The following is a 22,291-nucleotide window of genomic DNA, read 5'->3' on the forward strand; positions in this document are numbered from 1 at the left end:
CGAACCTTATGCACCTTCGGCGACACTGTTCACGAAGCCGCCAGACATATCCGAAATGTGATCCGGTGAATGAGCGCGACGAGTCGGGTCAAATTGCCGGATCCCAAGCATCGGGGCGGTAGGTTTACCGTTCTTGGGGTCGGCCGGACCAACGGCGGCCGGGCAGGGCTGAAGGTGAGGGAGCGCAGTGGTGCAGGCAGGGGATGACCGCTGGGTCGAGGTGTCCCCGTCGCAGTTCACGCACGAGGCCGAGGGCCTTGCGCTCGTCCGTGCCATCATGCCCGACGAGACGCCCTTCCGAGCCTGGTCGAACTTCGAGTTCCGCGACAACCACGGACGCTGGCACGAGGTCGACCTGCTGCTTCTCGGCCGGGGCCGCCTCCACCTCATCGAGCTCAAGTACTACTCCGGCGTGCTACGGGGCGACGACCACCGCTGGCTCCGCGACGGCAAGCGTCCCGAGGACTCCCCGCTCAAGCTGGCCCGCCGCAAGGCGCAGTACTTCGCGACAAAGCTGCGCGACGAGCTGCGCGCGTGGGCGCAGGAGACCAAGGCCAACATCCCCGACGAGCGCGATCTCCTCCCCTTCGTCCAGGAGTCGGTCTTCCTCCACCACCCGCAGTTCACGAGCAAGCTCAGCGATGCGGCGGCGATGGGCCTCTACGGGCTCGACGGCGCCGAGGAAAAGTCGAACCTCTGGGGCATCTCCGAGCTCGTGCTTGAGCCGGCCGGGAAGCGGTCGATCACCCTCCAGCAGGAGCGCCTCCTCACGAATCTCATGTCGAGGATCGGGCTCGTCCAGCGGCGCCAGCGTGAGGCTGGGTCGTGGGTCATCGAGGACGAGTCGATCGACTCAGGCGATGGCTGGCAGGACTGGCTCGCCACCCACAAGGTCGTCCAGCAGGACCGCGCTCGCATCCGTTTCCAGGTGCTGGCACCGAGCGCCACCACTACGGCGCGCGCAGATGTGCGACGCATCGCGGAGCACGAGTTCCGGCTCATGGGCCGCCTGCACCACGACGGCATCCTGCAGCCAAGAGACCTCGTGGAGTCCGAGCTCGGCGTCGGTCTCGTCTACCCCTACGCACCCGAGTGGGAGCGGCTCGACCTCTGGATGGCCGGGCAGGAGAACGGCGTCCCGCTTGAGACGCAGCTGTCGATGGTGCGCCAGATCGGCGAGGCACTGCAGTACGCCCACAGCAACAAGGTCGTGCACCGCGGGCTCTCCCCGAAGGCGGTGTGGGTGCGCGAGGTCCCGGGCACGACGCACGACGTGAAGGTGCGCCTCGGCGACTGGCAAGGTGCCGGCACCGTCGCGGCCGACGGGTTGACGCGCTCGTCCGTCCCTGGCGTCACGTCCCTCTTCGGCATCCACGCACCCACGCGTAGGAGCGACGCGACGAGTGCGTCGTCCGCCCCCGACACCCCTGACGCGGACGGCCGGATCGATGCGTCGTTCCAGGCACCCGAGGGCGTATGGAACGCCGCAGCCGACCGCGTGCGCCTCGACGTCTTCGGGCTGGGTGCCGTCGCCTTCTACCTGCTCACGGGAACCGCACCGGCGCCGAGCGCGAGCGCGCTCATCTCGCGGCTGCAGGCTCAGCAGGGACTTGACCTCAGCGTCGAGCTGCCGCAGATCTCCTCCGACCTGCGCTCCCTCGTGCTCAAGGCGACCCACCCGTCGCCGAGCCAGCGCACCCCGGACGTCAGCACGGTGCTCACTCAGCTGTCCAAGGCCGAGCGCGAGACCGCCAGCGACCTCGCCCAGGAGGACCCGCTCGAGGCCCATTCCGGCGCTGTGCTCGACGGACGCTTCGAGCTGGTCCGCCGGCTCGGCCAGGGCTCCACCGCGGTGGGCTTGCTCGTCATCGACCGCCATGCCAGCGGCAGCGAGGCCCAACGGGTCCTCAAGGTGGCCCTCAACGACGAGGCAGCGTCGCGGCTCACCGACGAGGCCGAGGTGCTGCGCAGCCTCGACAACCCCCGCGTCGTCAAGGTCATCGAAGGGCCGATCGTCGTCGGCGGGCGCCCGGCGCTGCTGCTGGAGAACGCCGGAGCCGAGACCCTGACCGAGGTGCTCCGCACCCGGTCCCGTCTCTCGCTCGACCTCCTCGAGCGTTTCGGCGTCGACCTCCTCGACGGCATGGTCGTGCTCGACAAGGCTGGCGTCGACCACCGCGATATCAAGCCCTCGAACCTCGGCGTCCGTGAGAACCGTGGTGACCGCACGAAGCACCTCGTGCTCTTCGACTTCTCGCTCACCCGCGCGGCGGCGTCTGCCACGTCAGCGGGCACGCCGCCCTACCTARACCCGTTCCTCACCGGCGCTCGCGACCGCTACGACTCCGCCGCAGAGCGGTATGCCGCGGCGGTCGTCCTCTTCGAGATGGCGACGGGCGCCACCCCGGTCTACGGGGACCGCGACGCCAACCCGGCCGCCGTGCAGGACGAGGCCACGGTCACGCCGGAGATGTTCGACCCGGCGCTGGCCGAGGCTCTCGTGGGCTTCTTCCGCACCGCTCTCGCGCGTGACGCAGCCAGGCGACACGACACCGCCGAGTCGATGCGGTCGGCGTGGCTGTCGATCTTCGCGGCTGACGCCACCACCGAGCCTGATGCTTCCAACGACGAGCTGGCGCGTACGGCGATGATGAGCACTCCGCTCGCGGAGTCCGGTCTCACCGCACGCGCGCTGTCCGCGCTCGAGCCGTATGCCGTCACCACCGTCGGCGAGCTCCTCACCGTCGACCCTGTCCGCCTGTCGCGGATGCAGGGCGTCGCCAACGCGACACGTCTGCAGATCAGCGCGCGGATGAAGGAGTGGCGCGAGCGCCTGGGCGACGCTCGCGAGAGCGACGAGCTCGACGGCCGCCCGCCAACCCCGGCGGAGGCTGCAGACCTCTTCCTCTCCGCCGTCGCGTCCAAGCGTGCCCCCAACCGTGGAGCCATGGTGCGCCTCGTCCTTGGCGTCGGCACCGACCTCGAGGCCTTCGCCACCCACGCGCAGCTGGCGGCACACCTGCCTGAGCCCGTAACCACCGCTCGTGGCACGCAGATCCTTTCCGCTCTGCAGGAAGCGTGGGCCTCCGACGACCGCACCCGCCGGCTCCTTGACCTTCTCGCCGACGCCGCAAGCACGCGCCTGACGATCCTTGGTGGCGTCGCCACGCCGGGCGAAGTCGCGGAGGCCTTCGTCGGGGCGCTGAGCACGTCCGACGACCGCGACGAGCGACTCGTGCTCGGCCTGCTGCGCTTCGCCCTCGAGCGGCGCCGTGCTCTCAACCGGGCCGGCGGCTCGGCCGACTCCGTGTGGCTGCGCCGTCGCGACGGCAAGGTGACCCTCCTCGCCGAGGACCAAGCCCTCTTCGAGGTGGCCGAAGTGCTTGGCGGTCAGGCTGAGCACCTCGTCCAGGCCATCGACGACCCACGCCGCGGGGTCGTCGCCGCCGCACAGGTACGGGCCAAATTGGCCGCGGCCGTGCGTCAGCACCGGGACCTGCCCGACCCTCTGACCGACCCCATGCGCCTGGCTCAGCTCGCGGCCGCCATGTCAGCAAGCGGCGCCGTCACCGGTGGGGGCGAGCTGCACCACAGGGGCCTCACGCAGGTCGCGGCCCTGGAGCTGACGTTCAAGGACTTCGGCGGTGGCCTCCAGCTCGGTCCTGTCGAGATTCGCGACCGCGTCAGCGTCCGCTTCCCGTCTGTGCCAGAGCTRCCGCAACGCCCGACACTCGACGCCTTGGTGCAGGACGCCGGGCTTGGTCTCGTGTACGACGACCGCCTCGGTATCTACCGCTCGCCCAAGCTGGGAGCGACGACCGGCCTCGAGTCACGCCAGCCGACGAGCCTGTCGGTCACGACCTCGCCTGTTGGTGTCTCGGGTGCCATCGGAGCTCGTCTCGAGGGGTCCATCGCCAGTCGCTCGTTCTTGGCCCTCGGAGTCCGGGCCGACAGGCTGACGAAGTTCGTCTTGGCAGCCGAGGCGCAGTATGCCGCTCGCGTCGTCGACGTCACCGGCGTCCTTCTCGACGCGCTGCGGGCTGCCTCCGAGCGCACCGGCCTTCCGTGGGAGCTCGTGCGTGCTGCAGATGCCGAGTCAGAGACAAGCCGCGGCCGGCGCGGGCTCAACGAGCTCGTCAAGCGATCGTGGAGCCAGGTGGAGCAGGCCGTCGACTCGGCGCTGGAAACCTCCGGCAGCGATGCGCCGGTGCTGCTGACCGAGGCCTCGCCCCTGGCGCGGTACGACAACATGGGCCTCCTCGCGAAGTGGACCGACCTCGGAGCCTCGCGCCAGCAGGCCGTGTGGCTCGTCGTGCCCCAGCTCGCCAGCAACCACGGGCCGTTGCTCGACGGGCGGCCCGTGCCGCTCGCGGCGCCGAGCCAGTACGTGGCTCTCGACAACGACTGGATCGACAGCGCCGCCACCGTGGGCGCGGCCGCACAGAAGGAGCAGTAGACGTGGCTGTATCGCCTGACCTCACCGCGGCGCTGAAGAAGGTCGTGCTGTCCCTCGAGGACGACCTGCGCGACCGCGTGGAGACCAAGCAGCCGGATGTGCTCGACGAGTGGCGCCGGCTGCACGAGTCGGCGGTCGCCCGTGAGCGCACGGGCATGTCGTGGCAGGCATGGCGCGACGACCGCGTCACCCAGGCCGCCGTCGCGTGGGTGCTGACGTCGGTCTTCGTCCGCTTCTGCGAGGACAACCGCCTGCTCAAGCCGGTATGGATCGCGGGACCAGCCGAGCGACGGCAGGAGGCGCTCGATGCCGAGCTCGAGTACTTCCGCCGCAACCCCGAGCACACCGACCGCGAGTGGCTCCTCCAGGCCGTCGACCACCTCCGCGCCGTCAAGGGCACGCGTGACCTCGTCGAGTCGCACTCGCCGCTGTGGACGGTGTCGCCATCCGGTCAGGCGGTCAAGCAGCTCATCGGCTTCTGGAGAGAGACCACCGAAGCAGGAGACCTCGTCTGGGACTTCACCGATCCCGAGCTGTCGACGCGCTTCCTCGGCGACCTCTACCAGGACCTCTCCGACTATGCGAAGAAGACGTTCGCGCTGCTCCAGACGCCGGAGTTCGTCGAGGAGTTCATCCTCGACCAGACGATGGAGCCGGCGCTCGCCGAGCGGCCCCTCGAGGGCTTCACGATCATCGACCCGACGTGCGGATCCGGGCACTTCCTCCTCGGGGCCTTCGCACGCCTCAACGACCGCTGGGCCCGGCACGCGCCCGGTCTGGAGATCCAGGCACGCGTGCAGAAGGCGCTCGACGCGATCCACGGCGTTGACCTCAACCCCTTCGCCGTCGCCATCGCCCGCTTTCGGCTCATGGTCGCCGCGCTACAGGCGAGCGAATTAACGTCTCTCGAGGACGCCCCAGCGTTTCACGTGAACCTCGCGGCCGGCGATTCGCTGCTTCACGGCGGTCACCAGCTCTCGATGCAGTTCGACGGCTTCGACGTCGACGCGGCCCTCAGCGGATTCGCCTACGACACCGAGGACCTCGCGTTGTTGCGCAAGATCCTCGAGCCTGGACGCTACGACGTCGTCGTCGGCAACCCGCCCTACATCACCGTCAAGGACAAGAAGCTCAATGCTGCCTATCGCGAGCTGTACCCGACCTGCAAGGGCAAGTACGCGCTGACAGTCCCCTTCATGGAGCGCTTTTTTCAGCTGGCAAGCAGGTCATTCGGTGATCAGCCAGCTGGTTGGATCGGTCAGATCACTGGCAACTCCTTCATGAAACGCGAATTCGGATCCAAGATGCTCGAGGAGCTTCTGCCCAAGTTGGACTTGCGTCTCGTAGTCGACACGTCTGGCGCCTATATCCCTGGGCATGGAACTCCGACAGTGATTATGACGGGCCGAAACCAGCCGCCAGTCGGTTCCGAAGTGAAGGTGGTCCGCAGCGTCCGGAGTGAAACGGCGAAACCGGCCCGGCCCGAGCTGGCGCCGGTTTGGTCGTCATTAGTGACACACGTTGGGGACGCCTCTTATGAAGGTGAGTGGATATCCGTTGGCGACGCCTCCCGACTATCGCTAGCGAAGCACCCATGGAGCCTGACGGCCGGAGGCGCGCCTGAACTACTCGACACGATGGAGCGTGCAAAGGCAACTTCCCTGGGGGAGCGCGCGCTGAGAATAGGCTTCTTTGGCGTTACCGGCTTCGATGACGTGGCCTTGGCGCCGGCGAGATGCCTGCAGGGCTATGGAGTAAACGATCGACACATACGTGACAACGTCTCCGGCGAGGATGTCCGAGATTGGCTGATCGAACCGCGAGTGTCTGCGGTCTTTCCCTATGCGAATGGAAAGTTGCTAACTCCTGATGAGATCGGAGCGGGGCAGTATCTGTGGCCCTACAGGACCTCCCTTGGGGCTCGGGCCACGTTCTCGGGCGCCACGTACCGACAGGCAGGTCGGGCTTGGTGGCAATGGCATCAGCTTCCGCTGGACGGAGCTGCCTCGCCCACGTCAATCGTTTTTGCGTCGGTCGCGACCCACAACCACTTCGTGGTGGACAGTGGCGACGTGACATACAAGCAATCTGCGCCTCTAATCAAGTTCGCAGCAGGGGTGCCGGGCGACGAGATATCCGCACTGTCCTCTCTATTGAATTCCTCGCTTACGTGCTTCTGGCTTAAGCAACTCAGCCACAAGAAGGCAGGGGCGCTGCACGGCGGGGGCACGTCGGGACAGAGTTGGACGCACATCTATGACTTCACCGGCACGACGCTCGCTGATTATCCGCTTCCGAAAAGGCTTCCGGTGGAGAGTGCCAAGGCCATTGCTGCATTGTCGAAGGAAATGGACGCCGCTCGCCCACGGCATCTACTAGAGCAAGCCGCCGGAATCGGAGAGAGTTCTCGGGAAGACTTCTCGAAATGGCGCTCGACACGAGCCGCTGTCGTGTCAATGCAGGAGGAGTTGGACTGGGAGGTTTACGCCCTTTACGGCCTCGTGGACGATGACCTGATATATCGAGGTGAGGACCGGCCGGAACTGCAAGTCGGCGAGCGAGCCTTCGAGATCTCACTGGCTAGGAGGTCAGCCTCCGGCCATGAGGACACCACCTGGTTCACGCACCCCGAGCATTCGGCGAAGCTGATCACGGAGATCCCGTCGTGCTGGCCGTCCGACTACCGCGACCTCGTGCAGCGGCGCCTCGACCTCATCGCCTCCGACAAGTTCATCCGCCTGCTCGAGAAGCCGGAGTACAAGCGGCGCTGGGCGACCGAGCCGTGGGAGAAGCAGGTCGAGCGTGCCCTCCGAGGTTGGTTGCTCGACCGGATCGAGGACCGCTCCTTCTGGTTCGACGCCCAAGGGCGCCCCGCAACCCGCTCGGTCGCGCAGCTCGCCGATGTTGTCGCTCGCGACGCCGATCTCGTGTCGGTGCTCGAGCTGTGGTCTGGACGCAAGGACCAGTCCGTCACGCAGCAGCTCGCCGCGCTGCTGGATGGCGAGAGCGTGCCCTACCTTGCGGCCTATCGGCTCAAGGACTCTGGTCTGCGCAGGCGCGAGGCGTGGGAGCACACCTGGGACCTCCAGCGCCGCGAGGACGCGGGCGAAAATGTTGGCGAGATCCCGGTCCCGCCAAAGTACACGTCGGCGGACTTCCGCAAGACGGCGTGGTGGCAGCACCGCGGCAAGCTTGACGTGCCCAAGGAGCGCTTCATCCTCTACCCGGATGCGGGCCGCGAGACGGACTCGACCGAGCTGCTCGGCTGGGCCGGCTGGGACCACGCCCAGCAGGCGCTTGCCCTCGCTGCCGTCATCGCTGAGCGCGAGGCCGAGGGCTGGGCCGATGAGCGACTCGTCCCGCTCGTGGCGGGTCTCGCCGAGCTCCATCCGTGGGTGCGGCAGTGGCACGACGAGGATGACGCAACGTTCGGCATCAACCTCGCCGACTACCTCGAGGAGGAGCTGCGCACCCGCGCGCTCCAGGTTGGCCGCACCATCGACGAGCTGAAGGCCTGGCGACCCGCGCTTGCCACCCGCGGGCGGAAGCCACGGACCACGTGAGCGCACCCATGAGAACTACGCAGGAGCCATCGTGAGCACCTTTCTCCGCGACGTCATCGACATCCCCGAGCGGGCCGGCGCCGAGGACTACGTGCTCCGCCTCACCGACTCAGTCGGCGCCGAGGCCGCGAGCCGAACCATCGACGACTACGTCGTCACCGATGCGATAGCCCAGGCCTTCGACGACGCACTCGGGCTCGTCGCCGAGGCCGTCGGCTCCGGGGTGAGTCGTGGTGCGTTTCTCGTCGGATCGTTCGGCTCCGGTAAGTCGCACTTCATGGCCGTGCTGCACGCCCTCCTCCGGCACGAGCCTGTGGCGCGCGCCAAGGCCGAGCTGCAGGCCGTCATCGCAAAGCACGACCACGCCCTCTACGAGCGCAAGATCCTGCCACTCGCCTTCCACCTGCTCGGGGCCAAGACGATGGAGCAGGCCCTCTTCGAGGGCTACATCCGCCAGATCCGCGAGCTGCACCCCGGCGCGCCCCTGCCAGCCATCCACAAGTCGGATGCGCTGCTCGAGGACGCCTCGAGCATGCGCGAGCGCCTCGGCGACGACGCCTTCTTCGCGGGCTTGAACGGCGGCGCCTCTGACGGTGACGAGAGCGCCGACCCGTGGGCCGCCGTCCTCGGGTCGGGCAGCTGGGACGCGGCGCGTTACGACGAGGCGCGGGCGGCGTCCCCGGCGTCTGAGCTGCGCCAGCAGCTCGTCTCGGCGCTCGTCGAGACGTACTTCACGGCATACACCCAGCAGGCTGAGTTCGTCGACCTCGACACCGGCCTCGCCGCCATCTCGAGCCATGCCAAGGGGCTCGGCTACGACGCAGTCGTCCTTTTCCTCGACGAGCTCGTGCTGTGGCTCGCCTTCTCGGTGCAGGACCGCGAGTTCTTCCGCCGCGAGTCGCAGAAGCTGACGAAGCTCGTCGAGTCATCGATCGGCGGCCGCGCCATCCCGCTCATCTCCTTTGTCGCTCGGCAGATGGACCTGCGTCGCTGGTTCGCCGACTCCGGCGCAAGCGGCTCCGAGCAGGAGGCGCTCGACCGTGCCTTCCGCCACCAGGAGGGGCGCTTCGGCCGCGTCGTCCTCGGCGACGACAACCTCCCGTTCGTCGCCAATCGCCGACTCCTGAGGCCGCGCGATGCCGAGGCTGAGCACCAGCTGCAGGATGCGTTCAAGGGCATCGACCGCCGGCCCGACGTGTGGGACGTGCTGCTCGACGGCGTCAACACTGACGAGCGGCATCGGGGAGCCGACGAGCAGGCCTTCCGCCTCACCTATCCCTTCTCGCCGGCGCTCGTGTCGACGCTGCGCTCGCTGGCCAGCGTCATGCAGCGCGAGCGCACCGCGCTCAAGGTCATGCAGCAGATGCTCGTCGACCGGCGCGACACCCTGACCATCGACGAGATCCTCCCGGTCGGTGACTCCTTCGATCTCATCGTCCAGGGGCAGACCGGTCAGGCGCTCGACCCTCAGGCTGCCGCCCTCTTCCGCTCGGCGAACAAGCTCTACACCGAGAAGCTGCGCCCGCTCCTGCTCAGCAATCACTCGATCGATGAGCGCACCCTGCGGGACGAGCCGGAGAAGGTGCCGGCTGGCTTCGCCCCCGACGACCGCCTCGCGAAGACGCTCCTGCTCTCCGCCGTTGCGCCGAATGTGCCTGCGCTCAAGTCGTTGACCGCGGCCCGACTCGCGTCCCTGAACCATGGCTCGATCGTGTCGCCGCTTCCGGGCGGAGAGTCGAGGCTCGTGCTCACCAAGGTGCGCAACTGGGCCCGTGACGTGCCCGAGATCCACCTCGACGGCGACGGTGCCAACCCGACGATCCGTGTGCAGCTCTCTGAGGTGGACTACGAGTCCATCGTCGAGCGCGCCAAGGGCGAGGACAACGAGGGCCGGCGCCGTGAGCTCATCAAGGACCTCGTCAGCGACACCCTAGGAGTCCAGCTCGGGCAACAGGACATCCAGGGCGCGTACAGCCACGAGATCGTCTGGCGCGGCTCGCGCCGCAAGGTCGACGTGCTCTTTGGCAACGTACGCGACCGGAGCTGGCTCTCCGACGACCACTTCCGCGACGTGCCGGGCACGTGGAGAGTCGTCATCGATCATCCGTTCGACGACGCCGGACACTCCCCGTCCGAAGACCTGCAGCGCATCGACGACTTGCAGACCAAGGGCTTCCAGGCGCGCACCATCGTCTGGCTGCCACGGTTCCTGTCGGACGAGAAGATCCGCGACCTGCGTCGCCTCGTCATCCTCAACTGGCTCCTCGAGGGCAGTGGTGACCGCTGRCAGAGCCACGCCGACCACCTCAACGAGGCCGACCGGGCGCTCGCCAAGGGCATCCTCGAGTCGCAACGCAACACGATCCGCCGCAGCCTCGAGGACGCCGTCCAGCAGGCGTACGGTGCCGCATCCCCGCGACCGGGGACTCTCGTCGACGACCCCGCGCACGACCGCACCCTCATCTCGCTCGACCGTTCGTTCGCGCCATCCAACCCCGTCGGCGCGACCCTGGGCATCGCCTTCACCAACCTGCTCTCGAAGGCGTTCGAGGCGACCTACGCGGGCCACCCCACCTTCGAGCCGGGGGACGTGGAGGTCAAGGTCAAGGACCTTCGTGTCGTCGCCGCGCACATCGCCCGAGCCGCGGCCGATAAGGAGAAGCGCGTCGAGCTTCAGGGCGACACCGCCGCCGTGCGGCGAATCGCAGGTCCGCTCGGCGTCGGCACGGCCACAGAAATGCACTACCTGCTCGGTGACGAACGGTTCAGCCCCTGGGGTCAGGAGATCGAACGTGCTCTCGGCCGCCGAGAGCAGGACAAGGGAGTCGGCCCACACGAGCCCGTATCGGTCGCCGAGCTGCGCACGTGGATCGACGACGTCAAGCCTGCTCAAGGGCTGCGGCCCGAGGTGAGCGACCTCGTCATCATCACGTGGGCAGCGCTGCGCCAGCGAGCGTGGTTCCAGCACGGCGCTCCGCTGTCCACAGTGCCGGAGCCCGGCTCCCTCGCGCCGAGCATGGAGATGCGCACCCAACCGATGCCCACCGCCGGCGAGTGGTCAGCGGCAACGGCTGCCGCCGGGGGGCTGCTGGGTATCGCCGGCGCCCCGCACCTCACGGCCCCAGCCGTCGCCGACTTCGAGCGGAAGGCCACGGAGGCAGCCAAGGAGCTGTCGTCGGCGGCGCCGAGCCTCGTCGCTGCCATCGAGGGGGCGTACAGCAGGCTCGGCGTCAGCGCTGGCGCGCGGCTCGACACGGCGCGTGCCGGTGGAGCGCTCGTGCAGCAGCTGAGGCACTTGAGCGGGGTCGAGCTGGTGCGCCGCCTCGCCACGGCCGACCTCGGGGGTGCCACGGCGACGGCTGCGGGCAAGTCGCTCGCCTCCGCTGGCGATGTGGCACGCGCACTCGATGGCTTCGAGTGGAAGCGGCTCAACCCGTTGACAGCTGCGATGCAGGGCGAGGGTGACGCGGCCATGCAGGCAGCCGGGGTGATCAACGATCTGCGCTCGGCGCTCGAGCAGGACGAGATCGTGACGCCGGTCGCCAAGGCCCTCAAGACCGCTGAAGACGGCATCTTCGACTGGCTGACGCGTTTCGTGAACCCGCCCGTCGATGACGAGGAGCCGGATCCGCGTCGAATTGAGCCGCGAGGGCGGCTCTCGGGCAAGGCGACTCGTGGCGCAAGCTCCTCCAACAGCGACGTCCTCAACGAGCTGAGCGCCTTCCTTGAGCAGCACGCAGGCAAGCCCGTCGAGGTCACCTGGCGGGTGGTCGAATGACCGCTGGTGTTGCGGCGACCCCCGTCAGCACGTCGATGGTGCTGGCGATCGTCGACGAAGCGTGGGAAAAGGGTTACGCGTCCGGCGTCATCGGTATGCGTGGTGCGCCGGACCGAGCTGTCAGCGCGGACGTGCAGCACCATGCGCGCACCGTGCGGATTCGCCCTGCCGAGTCGGCGCTCGCGGTCCGAGAGGTGCTCCGTGAGCATCACGACGGCGAGTGGATGGTCGTCGTCACCGACCGCGACGATGCCGACCTCGGCGCCGGCGTGCTCGCTCACTTCGTGTGGCAGCGGCTGCGCAGCCCCGACCCGTGGGAGGCGGTGCGGCACCGCTTCGCCGCCACCGGCATCGACCCGGCTCTCACCCTCGGGCAGAGCAAGGACCTCGCCGTCGCGCTGCTCGCCGCGACACCCCCGACCGGATGGCCCGCGGCGCCCGCTGGCATCTTGACGCGGTCCCATGCCTTGGCGTCCGTGGCACGTGCCCACCTGGACCTCGAGGGCGACACCGCGGACGTCCTCGCAGTGCTCCGGTGGTCCATGCGGCCCCCGGCAGTCACATCGGTGGCCGAGCTGCGAGAGTCCTTTGGCGACAGACTCGCCGACGAGACGCTCAACTGGATCGCTGACCGTTCCGGTGCCTCAGCGGCCCCGGTGCGGGCCATGCTGCGCCAAGGCGAGATGGCCGACATCGTCCCGCTCGGCATCGTGCTGAGTGTGTTGACGTCCGAACGCATCGCGTCACCCGAGTCGGCGCACGCGGCTCAGCTCGCTCTGGTGCGGTTGGAACCCCGATGGAACGGTCTCGTGCCGCCCGTCCAGGCGCTCCGGGCTCTGGGGGGAGCGGCGACGGCGCTCATGGCCGACCTCGTGCACGACCAGCGTTGGCAGGCGCACGTCGAGCGTGTCCTCCAGAGGGCGGACGCCATCGTCACCCAGGTGCAGGCCGAGCCGTTGAGCGTCCATTCGGATCTGCTGCCCAGCGGCTTCCGCGCGCGACTCACGGTGTTGGCCGACGCCCTCCGACGCGGCGCGTCGTCGACCGATCCCGCGTCGTCGGCAGGCGACGACATCGAGTCGGCGTGGGGGAGGGTCACGGCCCACCGCCTCGGCACGGTGGGCGGCCCGCTGCTGCGGCCTTTTCACGCGGCCGTCCGCCTGACTCGCTGGCTGCGCGGCACCCCACAGGTCACGTCATCCGACCTTGGCTCGCTCGCCCGCGCCTACATGGACGACGCAGCCTGGGCCGATGCTGCGATCAACGACGCCTTCATCGGCGTTGACGACCCCCACCTGACCGCTGGTCTGGCGGCAGTCCTCAACGCTGCGCGGGYACGGCGCTCGGCCGATGAACGCTCGTTCGCGTCGGCGCTGGCTCACAGCACGGCCCAGTCGGGCAGCGCTGACGTTGACGGTCAGGCCTCTGACGCCGGCACCATCTGGTACCTCGAGCGACTCCTGCCCAAGGTTGTCCTCCCGATGGCCACCAAGGCGCCGGTGTTTCTTCTCGTCATGGACGGGATGAGCGCCGCGACCGCGACCGAGATCCTCACCGACGCCACCGAGCGGCTCGGCTGGGTCGAGGCCGCCTTGCCTCGCACCCCGGCGCAACGGCGGGCGGCTGCGCTGGCGGTGCTGCCGTCTCTCACGGAGATGAGCCGTGCGTCGATGCTCAGCGGTCGGCTGGCCCAGGGCCAGCAGGCCGTCGAGGTGAAGAACTACATCGAGCTGACGTCGAAGGCTGGCAAGCTCAAGGCGGTGCTATTCCACAAGAAGTCCGTCGACAGCACCGCCGCGGGCGCGTCAGTGGGGGCGGACGTGGGGGCCGCGCTCGATGACCCCGAGACGAAGCTCGTCACCGTCGTGCTCAACACCATCGACGATGCCCTCGACCGTAGCGACCCCGCCGGGACGACGTGGAACGCCGAGGCTGTCAAGCACCTTGAATCGCTGCTAGCGCGCGCGCGAGGCGCGGGTCGAACTGTTGTCATCACGGCCGACCATGGGCACGTCGTCGAGCGCCGAGAAGGGACCCAGCGTTCGTACGCCGAGATCACGAGCGGGCGTTCGCGCGCGGTGACCGGGGTCGTGGAAAAGGGTGAGGTGGAGGTCGCCGGGCCGCGCGTGCTGACGCCGGACCACCGCGCCGTCCTGGCGGTGGACGAGGGCCTTCGTTACGCGCCGCTCAAGGCCGGCTATCACGGGGGCGCTAGCGCCGCAGAGGTCGTCGTGCCTGTCGCGGTGCTTCTCCCGGACGAGGACAGCAATCCCCTGGGGCTCGAGCTGCTCCCGCCTCAGGTGCCCGCGTGGTGGCTGACGGAGGAGAGCGCGGTCGTCGCAGCTCCGGTTCTCATGGCGAGCCCCGTGCCGGATCTGCCACTCGTGGCCAAGGGCAAGGATCTCGGTCCGACCCTTTTCGACGAGGTCACCCCTGCGGCCGCACCGGCGGAGTCCGTAACGCTGGGTGCCGCCGTAGTAGCCAGCAGCGTGTACAAGGCGCAGCGGCGGATGACAGGCAGGCTCATCGTCAAGGACGACCAAGTGATCGCTCTCGTTGACACGCTCGCTGCTGCCAACGGCGGCAGACTGCCGCTCGCGCTTGCCGCCCGCGCTCTGGGGCTCAACGAGACCCGGCTCCGTGGGGCTCTCGCGCAGGTGCAGCAGCTGCTCAACGTGGAGGGCTATGCCGTGATCGGCTCCGAACCGCAGACAGGCACTGTGCTGCTCGACGAGCGACTGCTGAGCGACCAGTTCGAGGTACGTTGATGGTGCAGGACGTCTCCAGCCGTCGCCGCCGCGATGTAATCAACGCGCTCCGCCGTGGCACGGTCCCGGAGTCCGGCCTCGACTTGCTCGCCGTGGGTCTCGACCGGTTCGGCGGGGCGATCGATGCGGAGCTCGACGCGGTGGCGGACGGCGGTGCCGTCTTCAAGGCCGTGCGCGGTGAGTACGGAGCGGGCAAGACCTTCTTCACGAGGTTTCTGGCTGAACGCGCGATGCGTCGCGGGTTCGCCACTGCTGAGGTGCAGATCTCCGAAACGCAGACTCCCCTGCATCGGTTGGAGTCGGTGTACCGGCGAATCACGGAGTCGATGCGGACGACGTCGATCCCGCCGAGCGCCTTCCGTGCGGTGCTTGACTCGTGGCTGTTCACCATCGAGACGGACGCTGTGGAGGCCAACCCCGCGCTGGCCTGGGCGGATGAAGTGGCTGTCGGGGCGGCCGTCGACCAGCTGCTCGAGAGCCGGCTGGCGACGGTGAGCTCGAAAACGCCCGTCTTCGCGCAAGCGCTGCGCGGATACCGCGCCGCCGTGGCACGCGGAGATGGCGCCACGGCTGATGGGCTGGCGGCCTGGATGGGCGGGCAACCACAGGTCGCCGGCGCGGCTAAGCGCGCGGCCGGCATCCGGGGAGAGCTCGACCACTTCGGCGCCATGGGTTTCGTTCAGGGGCTGCTCACGGTGCTGCGCGACGCCGGGCACCCCGGGCTGGTGCTTGTGCTCGACGAAGTCGAGACCCTCCAGCGAGTGCGAGGAGACGTGCGCGACAAGGCGTTCAACGCGCTGCGCCAGCTCATCGACGAGATCGATGCCGGACGTTTCCCCGGGCTCTACCTCGTCATCACCGGGACGCCGGCGTTCTATGACGGGCCCTCGGGGGTACCTCGGCTTCCTCCCTTGGCGCAGCGGCTTTCGACCGACTTCGGCACCGACGCGCGGTTCGACAACCCACGTGCCGTGCAGATCCGACTGCCCGGGTTCAGCCACGACTCGCTCGTCACCCTCGGCCACAAGGTGCGCAACCTTTATGCCGATGGTAGCGAGCGCGGTGACCGCGTCCGATCAGTCGTCGACGACGCATACATCGGCTCACTCGCCGATGCAGTGGCTGGTCAGCTCGGCGGACGCATCGGGATCGCTCCTCGGGTGTTCCTCAAGAAGCTTGTGTCCGACGTGCTCGACCGAGTGGACCAGTTCGAGGACTTCGACCCGCGGATCCACTACTCCTTGACCGTCGACGTGGGCGAGCTCTCCGATGTCGAGCGGGTGGCCCACGGGCGCTCAGCGCCTGGGAAGCCGGCCGGTTCGCTGGATGAGATCGACCTCGACGTGGACGAGGACTGACGGTGGCGGGGGAGCCGTTCGACCGGCTGCACCCCGTGGTCCAGCACCACATCGTCAACAGCCTCGGGTGGCCAGGGTTGAGGCCGCTCCAAGGTGAGGCCGTGCAGCCGCTGCTGGCAGGGTGGGACGCGGTGCTGCTGGCTCCGACGGCCGGGGGCAAAACCGAGGCTGCGATGTTTCCCCTTCTGACGAAGATGGAGAACGAGCAGTGGGCGGGTCTCTCGCTGCTCTACATCTGCCCGCTCAAGGCGTTGCTCAACAACCTGCAGCCGCGCCTCGAGAGCTACGCCGCATGGCTGGGGCGGGAGGTGTCCACGCGTCATGGAGACACGTCGGCGGGCGCACGGAAACGCCAGACAACCGAGCGTCCCTCCGTCCTCCTGACGACCCCTGAGTCCGTGGAGGCCATGCTCGTCTCTCGGCTGGTGGACGCACCGCGCATGTTCGCTGACCTCCGGGCGGTCGTCGTTGACGAGGTCCACGCGTTTGCAGGCGACGACCGTGGATGGCATCTGCTCGCGGTGCTCGAGCGGTTGACCCAGCTTGCCGGGCGTCCCGTGCAGCGGGTCGGACTCTCGGCCACCGTCGGCAACGCGCCCGAGCTGCTGACCTGGCTGCAGGGTCGCGGTGCGGGGGAGCGCCCGGCGACTGTGGTGTCGCCGTCCGCGGCCGCGCCCGAGGCCCCGGATCTGGCACTTGACTACGTCGGAAGCGCCAACAACGCCGCAACTGTTCTCTCGCGCATGCACGTCGGTGAGAAGCGGCTCGTCTTCGCCGACTCCCGGCGCACGGTGGAGGAGGTCGCGACGCAGCTCAGAGAACTATCGGTCGAGACCTTCGTGTCGCACTCGTCGCTGTCTCTTGAGGAGCGACGCCGGGCGGAAGCGGCGTTCGCCGAGGCGCGGAACTGCGTCATCGTGTCAACGTCGACGCTGGAGCTCGGTATCGACGTCGGCGATCTTGACCGCGTGGTCCAGATCGGGGCCCCTAACTCCGTAGCGTCGGTGCTGCAGCGCCTCGGTCGCGCCGGCCGGCGCCCCGGGACGACTCGCAACATGACCTTCCTTGCGCTCGACGACGTCGAGCTCGTTCGCGCTGCCGGACTCCTGCTTCTCATGGGTGAGGGATTCGTCGAGCCTGTGACAGCGCCAAGCGAACCGAGGCACGTCGCGGCCCAACAGCTCTTGGGGACAGCGCTGCAGAAGGGGCACATCGACGTGCGCGCGGAGTCGACGTGGATGAGCGGGCTCGGCCTCGCGACCGGCGCCGAGCTGGACCACGTGGCGCAATGGCTCGTCGACACCGATCACCTCAGCCTGGACTCCGGCCTCGCATTCGTTGGCAATGCGGCCGAGCGACGGTACGGGTCACGCAACTTCATGGACCTGCTGGCCATCTTCACTGCCGCACCCGAAGTGACGGTGCTCCATGGACGCACCGAGGTCGGCAGCGTTGACCCGCTCTTGCTGACGTCGAAGGTCGAGGGTCAGCGTGTGGTCGCCTTGGCCGGCCGACCATGGGCCGTCACTCACGTCGACTGGAAGCGGCGTCGCGCCTACGTCGAGCCGAGCGAGCAGCCCGGCAGGTCGAAGTGGAGCGGCGACCCGAGGCCGTACTCGTTCGAGCTGTCCGACGCCATCCGCCGGCTCCTTCTCGGGGCGAACCCCGCTGGAGCGCAGCTCAGCGAGCGCGCGGTGCTGCGTCTGGGCAGAGTACGAGAGACGTTTGCCACGCGCGTCGACCACGCCTCAACAGTGGTTGCACAGGAGCACGTGCGCCTCAAGTGGTGGACGTTCGCGGGCGCGCGCGCCAACGCGGTGCTCACTGCGGCACTCGGTGCCGTGTCACCCCAGCTCCTCGACGAGTGGACCTACAGCAACCTCAACATCTCTCTCCGGTCCGACGCGACCGCGCCGGCAGTTCAGAGTGCTCTGCGGGTTGCTCGCAGCGAGTTCGGGGACGACCTCGCAGGTGTCGTCCCGGAGGTCAGCGCGGATGCCCTGAAGAAGCTCAAGTTCTCGGAGCTGCTACCACCAGAGCTGGCACTGCGAACGCTGGCGGCCAGGGGCGTCGATCACGTGGGCGCTGCCGCCATCAGCCAGCGTCCCGTAGTGCAGGCGGCGCCGGAATGACAGTCGCGGGCCCGCTTCATCCTCAGAGTCCTGCCTCGACCAGTGATCTCAGGAACGCGGCGCCCTTGGAAACCCGGTCTTCCGCATCAATCAGCTCTCCGTCCTTGAGCATTTGGCGCACGGCGAGGAGGGAGAGCCCGTCGCCGTCACGAGTCACGTCAGGTGTCGCATCGCAGATCGCTTGGAGTAGCGCCGCACTCTGGAGGTCGGCGGGAGGCTGGACCACGTAGCCGCCGTCGACCGCCCGCATCTGGGTGCCAGTCCGTCTGAGAGTCAGCCAACGCGGCGTGTGGGTGTAGCCGGTGAACCAGGGGTCATCGACCTCGCTCGGCGAGCCCGCCTCACGGTAGACCGCGTAGAGGAAGGCATCCCGGTAGTTGCTGTTGAGCTGCGTCCGCCTGAGCATCACCAGCGAGTACCCGAGCTTTCCATCGCGGCCGTAGTACAGCCCCGACGCGCCCTCGCGCATCCACTCGTACTTCACGAGGTAGTAGCGCCAATCCATGGCTCCTTGGCGGGTTGCATGGTCGAGCCACATCTGCGCCTTTGAACGAAGCACGTCGGCAGGTTGAGACCCGCCGGCTGCGACCGTGTCGAGCAGATCGGCGAGGACGACACGGGTCTCCGCGAGGTTGCGCCGCCCGGTCCCGGTGAGGAGCTCTCGCCACACGCCCTCGTTGTTCGGCGATCCGGTACCGAAGAGGAAGGAGTCGGAGTCCCGCCACTGACGCTGGTACTCACCGGTGGCAAGAAGGGCTCGAGCCGCGGCCGCCCACATCGAAGTGTCGGCTAACACCGAGTGGAAAGCGCCCGCCTGCGCTTCCAGCGTGGTCGCGTGGAGTTCGAAGGCGATAAGTGACCCACGCAGGATCGGCTCGTCCTCCAGGCCGAAGAGCGTCCCGGCCAGGTGTGGGTGCTCGTCGAGCAAGCGTCTCTTTCGCTGCTCGTCCTCGATCTGTGCCCGGTTGAAGGCCGATCGCTCGCTCAGCAGACCGTGACGAACTAGGTCCTCGACCTCCTGCGTGAGTGCAGGCATGTTGTCGCGACGGACCTCGTTCTCGCTGGCCGAGAGAAGGTTCCGAAGCGTACGAAGGCGCCGGGGGAAGTCCTCCGTTGTGTGGATGCGGTGCAGCAACACGGCATAGAGCAAGAGCGACTGCGGATAGGAGAACATCCGAGTCTTGCCGCGGAGATCACCGAACATGTGACAGCACTCTTCGAAAAGGTTGACGTTGACGTCGTTGCCGAAGAGGACGATTTGCTCAGGGCTGTGGGAGTCATGCCGTGTGGTGAACAGCTCCCGGAATGCGTCGTCTGCCGCTGACGAGCTCTCCCAGGACTCGAAGGCCTGGAAGAGGAAGTCCAGATGCTCGTGGGCGCGCGGATTGTCGAGGGCGAACAGGCTGCGCATGCGAGGCCCCAGCGCCCCATCTTCAAGCCTGCCCTCACGCCACTCACACAGCTCGGCAATGAACTCCAGGTACCGCATGAACTCGTCGTCCACGATGTTGTCGCCGCCGTGGATGGGCCACAGCAGGTCGGACCAGTCGCCGTCGATCTTGTGCGCGAACACCTTGGCGCGATCCGGATCAAGCTCCTTGAGCGTTGCCTCGAACCGGGCCTTGAAGTTCTCGAATGGGGTCAGGGGCTTTCCGCGTGAGTTCATCTTGATGTAGAGCTGCTCTTCCGAACCCATGTTCTCGATGGGGAGGAGGTGGAACGAGATCGCGGGATCGGCCGAGTCCGTGATGCGGTCCCAAGCGGCCCGAGGGTCGAGGTCCCGGAAGCGCGCGTTTATGTCGTCGATCACGACGAGCATCGACTGGATCGACGGGTCGCTTTCCCAGTCGTAGCGGTACCACGGCTGGTTAACCAGCCAGGTTGACGGAGCCTCTGAACCAGCCGGCCAAGGGTTCTCAATGAGCTGCTGGCAGAACCGCCGGGCGCTGTCGCGGGTGGCATACGAGAACTGCGCCCAAGAGAACTCGGCAGGCCGGTGCCCCGATTGACAGGCGAGGTACCAGTGAAGGAGGAACAACGTCGTCAGGCGCTGCTGACCATCGAGTGGGCGGAGCGTGCCGTCCTGCACTGTGCCGTAGACGAAGTCGAGCCCGACTGGCTCGCGGCCGCTCGCCGCGTCGTACAAGACGTCGAGGAAGTTGCCACGTATCTCGTCGACGTTGGGAGACGTGCGCCCCTGGGCATAGTCGCGTTGGATGAGGGGAATCTCAACCCGCTGCACCGGTGGGCGTCCGTCGTCGGCGTGGTTGTACATACCGACGAACGAGGTCAGGTAGCCCTTCATGTGTCACTCCGCTCAGGCTCTGGGGTGAGGTAGGGATCCAGGACTTCGCGCAGAGCGCCGAGATAGGCGGCCCTGTCGAGATCGCCCCAGAAGTGAACTTGCTGGCCGGCGGAGTCGGTGTAGTACTTCAGGAACACATTGCGCGTGCACACCGGAATGAACGACCCCGCAAAGTCTCGCTTGAGGATCTCCTGCCGCTTGACTTCGAAGACGGAGTTACTGAGCGCACTGTTATCGCCTGCCGAGAGCAGCGCCAAGTTGCTGATGGAGTCGATATCCGAAGGTGCCCAGCCAGCCGTGCCGCTGAGCCACTCAGCCACCTCGCGCTCCAGAGCTCGGAAGGAGGCCTCGGTGATGGTCGGAATAGCCCCGTCGATGCGCTTGATCAGGTCCTCTCGAGTAGCGGGGTCGAGGACGGATTCCGGCAGGCCTTTCAGCGCTGACCGGTGTAGCTGTAGCCACTCGGTCCACTGGTCAGCGCGGTTGAGCTTCTCTGCGTTCTGCGCGTGGATGTGTTCGAGCGACCACGAGCCGGAAGCGTGGGCTGCGAACGAGTACCGCTCGGCCGAATGCTTCATCCGCCGCACCGTTTCTACGTTCATCAGAAGCAACGCCGATGGCGCCTTCTTGCTGCGGTAGTCAAGGTCCTCGAGATGGCTCTGGGTGAGCGCCAGAGCATCGCGGATTCGTTCTGTCAGGGCGAGCTCGAAGTCGGTCTTCGTGCTGCCGCCGGCCAGCCTCACGAGCTGGAAGAGCGTGTAACCGTTGGCGGTCAAGAAGCCGACCCTGTGGAACAGATCGCGATTCTTGTACCAACCCGTCACCAGGGAGTGCAGGTCGACCACGCGTTCCCAGAGCTCATAGGCGCTGTCCTCGATGAGAGGACGCAGTGTCTCGAACGTGTGGAACAGCGGGCGCTCGCGTCCGAGATGCTCGCCTGAATGCAGGTCGGCGAGTGTGTCCAGCAGGAGGCTGATGTGCGTGGGGGCCACTGCGCTTCTGCCCGTGGCAAAGGCCCACAGTTCTGGGTTGCGAAGCTCGCGCTCGATGCTGTCCCAGCGGGCTGCGATCTCATGGGATCGGCTCGTCTGTCCGGGCGTGGGGACACTGGCCGACAGCAGCTGTGCCTTCACCAGCTCGGCGTCCGTAAGCGGAATGCGTCCGATGTTCAGTCGAGTGAAGAGTGTAGTCGAGTCCACCGCTGGTGGTACTTCGTACCAGATGACTCTGACGCTCTCGAACAGGTAGCCGTATAGCTTGTTCGCAACGTACTGCCGACGGCTTCCCTTGGCGTCGAACCATGAGTCGATGCAGCGGAACGCTTCAAACATGTGGAAGAAGTCGATGTTGTCCTGGCTGCGCGACCCGTCGGGGTCGCCGAGATAGTCGGCGCTCGAGGGCCGGGTCTCGTACTCGAGCGAGAAGCCCGGACCCATGCTTTGAAGGGACTCCTTCTGCATGTAGCGAAACAGCAGGTAGAGCGTCGTCAGGCGCTGCTGTCCGTCGACGAGCTCCCGCGAGCCATCCGGCCTCTCCTTCACAACGATCGGCTGGAGGTAGTAAGGCCCGCCAGCGCTTGCTTCTAGATCGTCGAGCAGTCGGCCGACCTCAACTACACCCCAGCGGTACCCCCGTTGGTAGTCAGGAACAAAGAATCTTCCCTCGATGTCGCCGACGAGCTTGGGTTCTAGCCGGGCTACGTCCTCCGCGGTCACCATGAGGACTCACGGTAGGCCTTGGTTGCCCCGCGTGGGCGAAAAGCTTGGGTCAGATGGCTGGGAGCACGAAACTCGCAAGCCCCCGATCCTCTGGACATGCAACGTGGTTCCGATCAGGAGCGAGCCGTTGACACAGCAGGGGCGGGGCGAACGGGAGTCCTGGCGACGTTGGACTCCGCCGACTGGCTCACGCCTCGCCTGCGACTCATCGTC

Annotated in this window: 8 protein-coding genes; 6 read left to right on the forward strand and 2 right to left on the reverse strand. The window is 67.4% G+C overall.

The genetic code is table 11. From position 1 onward, the window contains the following. Positions 1–190: 190 nt before the first annotated feature. From pglW to AC1DP0_RS00135, 6 genes are read left to right on the forward strand one after another with little or no spacing between them, the layout of a single operon-like run. Complete coding sequence (pglW, locus tag AC1DP0_RS00110; protein ID WP_478081591.1) at positions 191–4,456, forward strand: BREX system serine/threonine kinase PglW; 4,266 nt, start codon at positions 191–193, stop codon at positions 4,454–4,456. Between the two features lie 2 nt (positions 4,457–4,458). Then, entirely contained in the window at positions 4,459–8,019 is a 3,561-nt protein-coding gene (gene pglX, locus AC1DP0_RS00115) for a BREX-2 system adenine-specific DNA-methyltransferase PglX (protein WP_478081593.1), read from the forward strand. 31 nt (positions 8,020–8,050) lie between these two features. Beyond that, the gene (locus tag AC1DP0_RS00120) at positions 8,051–11,797 is read left to right on the forward strand and encodes a BREX-2 system ATPase PglY family protein (protein WP_478081595.1); all 3,747 of its coding nucleotides are present in this window, start codon (positions 8,051–8,053) and stop codon (positions 11,795–11,797) included. After that, entirely contained in the window at positions 11,794–14,565 is a 2,772-nt protein-coding gene (pglZ, locus tag AC1DP0_RS00125; RefSeq protein ID WP_478081597.1) for a BREX-2 system phosphatase PglZ, read from the forward strand. Before AC1DP0_RS00120 ends, pglZ begins: the two co-directional genes overlap by 4 nt. Beyond that, on the forward strand, positions 14,565–15,923 hold the full coding sequence (gene brxD / locus AC1DP0_RS00130) for a BREX system ATP-binding protein BrxD (protein ID WP_478081599.1): 1,359 nt from the start codon (positions 14,565–14,567) through the stop codon (positions 15,921–15,923). The genes pglZ and brxD overlap by 1 nt, the downstream gene beginning before the upstream one ends. A gap of 2 nt (positions 15,924–15,925) precedes the next feature. Then, complete coding sequence (locus AC1DP0_RS00135; RefSeq protein ID WP_478081601.1) at positions 15,926–18,055, forward strand: DEAD/DEAH box helicase; 2,130 nt, start codon at positions 15,926–15,928, stop codon at positions 18,053–18,055. Positions 18,056–18,077: 22 nt separating this feature from the next. On the opposite strand, the gene AC1DP0_RS00140 is transcribed toward AC1DP0_RS00135, so the two are convergent. After that, a complete protein-coding gene (locus tag AC1DP0_RS00140; RefSeq protein WP_478081603.1) occupies positions 18,078–20,360 on the reverse strand; it encodes a DUF262 domain-containing protein in 2,283 nt (760 codons plus the stop codon). Beyond that, positions 20,357–22,078 carry a DUF262 domain-containing protein gene (locus AC1DP0_RS00145; protein WP_478081605.1) on the reverse strand — a complete coding sequence of 574 codons (1,722 nt, stop codon included), beginning with the start codon at positions 22,076–22,078 and terminating at the stop codon, positions 20,357–20,359. The genes AC1DP0_RS00140 and AC1DP0_RS00145 overlap by 4 nt, the downstream gene beginning before the upstream one ends. Between the last annotated feature and the right edge of the window lie 213 nt (positions 22,079–22,291).

The sequence above is a fragment of the Terrabacter sp. P5_B1 genome (assembly GCF_056400505.1).

Excerpts from the sequence above, each read along its gene's own strand:
- AC1DP0_RS00145 (WP_478081605.1), bottom strand. The coding sequence starts at position 22,078 with ATGGTGACCGCGGAGGACGTAGCCCGGCTAGAACCCAAGCTCGTCGGC.
- AC1DP0_RS00140 (WP_478081603.1), bottom strand. The coding sequence starts at position 20,360 with ATGAAGGGCTACCTGACCTCGTTCGTCGGTATGTACAACCACGCCGAC.
- brxD (WP_478081599.1), top strand. The coding sequence starts at position 14,565 with ATGGTGCAGGACGTCTCCAGCCGTCGCCGCCGCGATGTAATCAACGCG.